The organism is Kamptonema sp. PCC 6506, assembly GCF_000180455.1.
Classification (GTDB): Bacteria; Cyanobacteriota; Cyanobacteriia; order Cyanobacteriales; family Microcoleaceae; genus Kamptonema; species Kamptonema formosum.
In genome coordinates this window covers 1-5167 of record NZ_CACA01000217.1, presented here as the reverse complement: position 1 = coordinate 5167, position 5167 = coordinate 1, and the positions used below count along the sequence as shown (strand labels likewise).

The window sequence follows — 5167 nt, the reverse complement described above, 5'->3', positions numbered from 1 at the left end:
GGCAATCTCTAGGCTTAAGTCTCAGCGAAATTAAAGATATTTTAGACATTCGCGATCGCGGTCAGCTACCCTGTGGGGAAGTGAAGCGGCATTTAGAAACCAAGGTAGAGGCGATCGCTCAACAAATTGAGGCCCTAGAAGCTTTGAAAGCGGAGTTACAAGGAATCCTTCATAACTGGCAAGAGCGACCCTCTGCTGAGCGCGTTAGCCGCACTATTTGCCCGAATATTCAACTGGAACGATAAAAAATAAAGGAAGAGAACCGATGTTCTCTTCCCTTGATTGTTTTGATTGTTTTGTGCTTTTAGCTGTTTTCGCAGAGTTTGATTTTGCTTTTTGAGCTGTCGAGCTCTCGCCGATCCGCCTCTACCTTTGGAGTTCCTGCCCTCGTTACGGGGAGACTCCCAACTTTTTAGTCTCATAGTTTGTCCTTTTTAAGCTAAGCTGTATCGCTTTTTTTATTATATACAGCACTCTTGGAAAAGATCAAGAGTTTTTGAAATTTTGTTACCCAGACGAGACAGACTCAACAGCAAACGGTCTACTCTCTACCTTCTACTTATTCTGTAATACCAACTCCGGGTTTACAACCCCCCCTTATTGTCATTGTGAGCGAAGCGAAGCAATCGCAGAGACTAGGCGATTGCTTCGCTCGCAATGACGACAGAATTACTAAGCAATGACGACAATGCTTAAAAACTTACACCAAATCGGCTAATTTACAGATTTGTTTTAACTTATTAATATTAACAGTTAGATTTGAGAAATGTGGTGCTGTAGGATTATTAGGAATTTCTTCCCCAATGATATAAAAATAATTAGCCTGAGCATAACTGGCTAGAGCATAAAAGAAACCATCTAAATAACCGAAAGGAAAAATTTCAATAACTGTGATATTTTCCCGGATAAACATTAAATTTGTTAAAGCCGAACCACAGACAGAGATGATAACATCTGCATTGTAATATATTTCAGCTTGCTCCTGTATTGTTCTCCCCTGCATTGTCAATGATTCAAAGCCGATACTTTCTAAGTATTCTACAACTTCATTGTCATTGATTACCTCGCGATGGTCTACCTTACCGCGTTTTATATATAAACGTTTTGGATATTTACTACTTGAATAATTTTCTTCAGGTACAAATAGGCTTCTAGCCAATCTGTAGCCAAAAATAGTTGGGTATTTATGACCGTTGTTTTGTATCTTTCTGTCAATCACACAAGTAATTGCTCTATCAGGTTTACAGGGAAAAGTAACTACTTGTTCTTCTTTTATGCCAAGTGCAACAAGGGTTTCTCTTTGGAAATTTGCTAGGGAATCACCTATATAGTAATAATCAATTTCTTGTTTATCGATATATTTCCAATAGATTTCTAGCATCGGCAAAGTATAGAAAAACCAATGCCCATAATTCTGAGGCATTGTATTTGATAAGTAGGCAACTGTCCCAGATAGTTTTTGATAGTTTAGGGGCAGTTCCTCTCTGTATATTGGCAGTTGTTCAAATTCAATATCTTTCTCATATATCACCTTTAGCTCTGGAGTGATAATGTGATTGTTGGCAAAAGAAAAGCCTTCTTTTCTGGCATCTATCATTACCGATTCAACTTCATTTTTAAAAGGAGTAATGATTTCTAAAAAATCACCTTCTAAAAATTTTGCGGGTTGAATAGGTATATCTTCATGACTGACTAATTTATGAATTTTGATATCTCGGTCTTTACCAAAATATCGATCGGCATTATCAATACTGAGTTGAATAACTCCTCTGGCGTAAGGTTTTAAGAGGATATAAATCTTAATCAGATACTTAAGCTTATTGTATATTTTTGCAGCGAAATCTCGAAGATAACTTTTCTGAAAGTTGCTAGTGAGTGAATTTGGCATAAGTTTTCACCTACGAAAGCGGTTACTATAACTGTTAATCGTTAACTAAACTTTGATGTTAGGTTACGCTACGCTCCACCCAACCTACTAGCCAGACATATAACAACTGCCAAGACTATTAGGAAATTATAATCGATCGCAACGTTCGGCTGAGCGATCGCGCCGAGCCCCTTACTTTTATTCTCCTCCCCTTCTTCCCTAAGCAACGGAGCATCGGAGCAACGGAGCATCGGAGCATCGGAGCCCCTATATTCTCTTCCCCTTCTTCCCTAGCCCCTAGCCCCTAGCCCCTAGCCCCTTCTTCACCTAGCCCCTAAAGGCAGAAAGCGGTTGCAGATTAAGATTTTTTAGTGGGCGGGGAGAGAATCGAACTCTCATACCTTTCGGTGCCACATTTTGAGTGTGGTGCGTCTACCAGTTTCGCCACCCGCCCTTGGGATTGACTTTTTCATTATACACAGAAGATCGATTTTGCACAAGACCTTGATAATCTTGAGTGCTGCCCCAGCGATCGATCTCTCGCGCCCTTAAAACAGGCACAGGATGGGTCAAGTTAGCCGTCTGAGCTTGCTTGAGCAAATCCCCCAACTGAGTGTTACTGATGTCATCGTAGGCACGAGCTTGAGCCAAAAACGCATCCACATTTAGGGAAGGAGCCAAACTCGGCGAACCTCCAGCCAACTTCATCAATAGTGATACTACCACCTTTGGGTCTTGAGTAGCAAGTAAAGCCGCGCGATCGCACGTAAATTCTGCACAACGCAACCACTCCAAAATCTGAGCCTGCAACCCCTGCACGATCAAAGCACCAATTGGCGAAACCTGACCTGCTGCCAATACGATCAAATTAGCCAAAGTCAAGTAAACCCCATGTTCGCACTTCAGATGACCCAATTCATGGGCAATCACCGCCTGAACTTCCTCCAGAGTCAGCAAATCGATCAGAGAAGTATGCAGAACCACAAAAGGCTGTCTCCCCCGCATCGCAAAAGTATAAGCATTAGGCACTGGATTCTGGCGCACGTATAACTGCGGGGGTTCCAAATCCAGAGTTTTGCAAGCATCCAAAAGCAATTGGTGCAAATGGGGCAACTGATTCTCCCCCACTAAAACCCCAGAAGCCAAATTCTCCAGCAGAAAAAACTGCTCGCCAAGGGGCCCCAAGAGTTGCCGCACTATCAAATCCAAACCAGGGAGTTGCTTGAGAGCATTAGTCGCTTCCAAATCCAACGGATGCCGGAATTGGTCTGCTTTCAAGCCGATTAGCGGTGTATGTGAGAAACCCATATTGCTATTTAAAGATCCAAGACAGTTAACAGTTAACGGTTAAGTGTTAACCGTTAACAATTAACAGTTTAGTAGTTTAATCCCGATTGCACAGGATTGGGTGGGACAGGAGCACTGGCTGCCTCTCCGCCCTCATCTACGCGGTGCAATTGAGCTCCGAGTTTTTGCAATTTTACCTCTAGCTGCTCGTAGCCGCGATCGAGATGCTGCAAGCCGCGAATAGAAGTTGTGCCTTGTGCGGCAAGACCCGCAAGCACTAAAGCTGCTGAAGCTCGTAAATCAGTAGCCACTACAGGAGCACCAGATAACATCGGCACACCTCTAACAATGGCGACATTGCCTTTAACTCGAATATCAGCACCCATGCGATTTAACTCAGCTACGTGGCGCAAGCGGTTCTCGAACACCGTTTCTTTAATCATGCTATCCCCTTCGCTCAGAGTCAGCAAAGCCATAAACTGAGCCTGCATATCCGTCGGAAAACCTGGATAGGGTAGAGTTTCAATATCTGTAGCTAGATGAGCGACACCAGGAATTATCCGCAGACAGTCAGGTGCTTCAGTAATAATCTTGGCTCCCATTGTCTGCAATTTGGAAATTACCGCAGTCATCTGATCGGGTATGACTGGGGATAAACTTATTTCCGAGTGAGTAATTGCCCCTGCGACTAAAAATGTCCCTGCCTCAATGCGATCGGGAATAATTGAATAGTCTACGGAATGCAGGCTGGGTACGCCTGAAATCACGATGGTATTGCTACCAGCACCTTGAATTTTGGCTCCCATCGCGCGGCAGAAATTAGCCAAATCCGTGACTTCTGGTTCTTGAGCGGCATTTTCAATGATTGTTTCCCCATCAGCGAGGGTAGCCGCCATCATCAAGGTCTCAGTCGCTCCCACACTGGGGTAGTCGAGGTAAATTTTTCCTCCTTTTAAGCGGCGGTTGGTTCCGGGGACGTAGGCGTGAACCATTCCATGTTCGATGTGGACTTCTGCACCGAGAGCTTGGAGGCCCCGGACGTGGAGTTCTACGGGTCTGGCACCGATCGCGCATCCACCTGGCAAAGGCACTCTGGCAACCCCTAGACGAGCCAATAGGGGGCCAATGATGAAGAAACTAGCTCGGAGTTGGCTGACTAACTCGTAGGGGGCTTGGTATTCTCCTAGATAGCTGGCGTTGATGTCCATAATATCGCCGTGCCGCTCTAGCTTCACTCCCACTGCGGATAGGATTTGGCTCATGCGAGCTACGTCAACTAGAGAGGGAACGTTGCGGATGCGGCAATCTGCGGGACAGAGCAAGGCACCGGCCATCGCTACTAGAGCTGAGTTTTTGGCTCCGCTAATTTTGACGTGCCCGTGCAGAGGAGCTCGACCTCTAATTTGCAGTACGGCACTGTCGGTTTCGGATGATGTTGAGAGATTTGATGTGTTCAGAGCGCGTGTAATAGGTCTATCCTCCTGAATTGGTCGGTTCATTTAGATTATTTAATTTTGGTTTCGATTTTACCGGAAAGATTTCAAATGTCTAGGGGGTAAGCCACAAGGAGTAATTAAAAATTAAAAATTGAAAATTAAAAATTAAAAGTTTAAGAGTTGGGTTTTTACTAGAGGATAAAGGCTTTCAGTCGGAGGGACTTGGGTTTGTTGTCCGCGATCGCTGTTGATAAAATCATAATTTTAAATTTTAAAGTTTTAACTTTTTTTGCCGCGATCGCCTCAATGGGCGCTTGGGGACTTTTTTTATTCTGTGGAATAGCAACCGCTTTCAGCGGTTAGGGGCTAGGGGCTAGGGGCTAGGGGAAGAAAGGGAAGAAAGGGAAGAAGGGAATAGAATCTGAATTGCTTAGGTAATGTGCTTTGTTGTTGCTTCTAAATTAGACTACGTGAGGGCGATCGTGAGAGCAGGGGGTGTTGGTTTTTTAATAAAAATATAGAAAGTTTCTTAGGGACTACGAGGTGAAATAGTCTGGTATTTATGATTTAATTAGGT

The 5167-nt window shown here is 44.0% G+C and carries 4 protein-coding genes and 1 tRNA gene; 1 reads left to right on the top strand and 4 read right to left on the bottom strand.

All coding sequences use genetic code 11. The features are described from left to right. Positions 1-245: MerR family DNA-binding protein (locus OSCI_RS11110; RefSeq protein ID WP_039962137.1), on the top strand; the 245-nt coding region annotated here is incomplete at its 5' end. A gap of 455 nt (positions 246-700) precedes the next feature. Here the strand turns inward: OSCI_RS11110 and OSCI_RS11100 are convergent. From OSCI_RS11100 to murA, 4 genes are all read right to left on the bottom strand, one after another. After that, on the bottom strand, positions 701-1888 hold the full coding sequence (locus OSCI_RS11100; protein ID WP_007355037.1) for a glycosyltransferase family 61 protein: 1188 nt from the start codon (positions 1886-1888) through the stop codon (positions 701-703). A gap of 351 nt (positions 1889-2239) precedes the next feature. Further along, positions 2240-2321 (bottom strand) — tRNA-Leu (locus tag OSCI_RS11095). Continuing rightward, positions 2300-3175, bottom strand: a complete 876-nt coding sequence (locus OSCI_RS28410) for a M48 family metallopeptidase (RefSeq protein ID WP_007355035.1) — start codon at positions 3173-3175, stop codon at positions 2300-2302. The genes OSCI_RS11095 and OSCI_RS28410 overlap by 22 nt, the downstream gene beginning before the upstream one ends. A gap of 68 nt (positions 3176-3243) precedes the next feature. After that, complete coding sequence (murA, locus tag OSCI_RS11090) at positions 3244-4653, bottom strand: UDP-N-acetylglucosamine 1-carboxyvinyltransferase (protein ID WP_007355034.1); 1410 nt, start codon at positions 4651-4653, stop codon at positions 3244-3246. Positions 4654-5167: the final 514 nt, after the last annotated feature.

Bases quoted from the DNA above. Each gene is read 5' to 3' on its own strand.
- OSCI_RS11100 (WP_007355037.1), bottom strand. From the start codon at position 1,888: ATGCCAAATTCACTCACTAGCAACTTTCAGAAAAGTTATCTTCGAGAT.
- OSCI_RS28410 (WP_007355035.1), bottom strand. From the start codon at position 3,175: ATGGGTTTCTCACATACACCGCTAATCGGCTTGAAAGCAGACCAATTC.
- murA (WP_007355034.1), bottom strand. From the start codon at position 4,653: ATGAACCGACCAATTCAGGAGGATAGACCTATTACACGCGCTCTGAAC.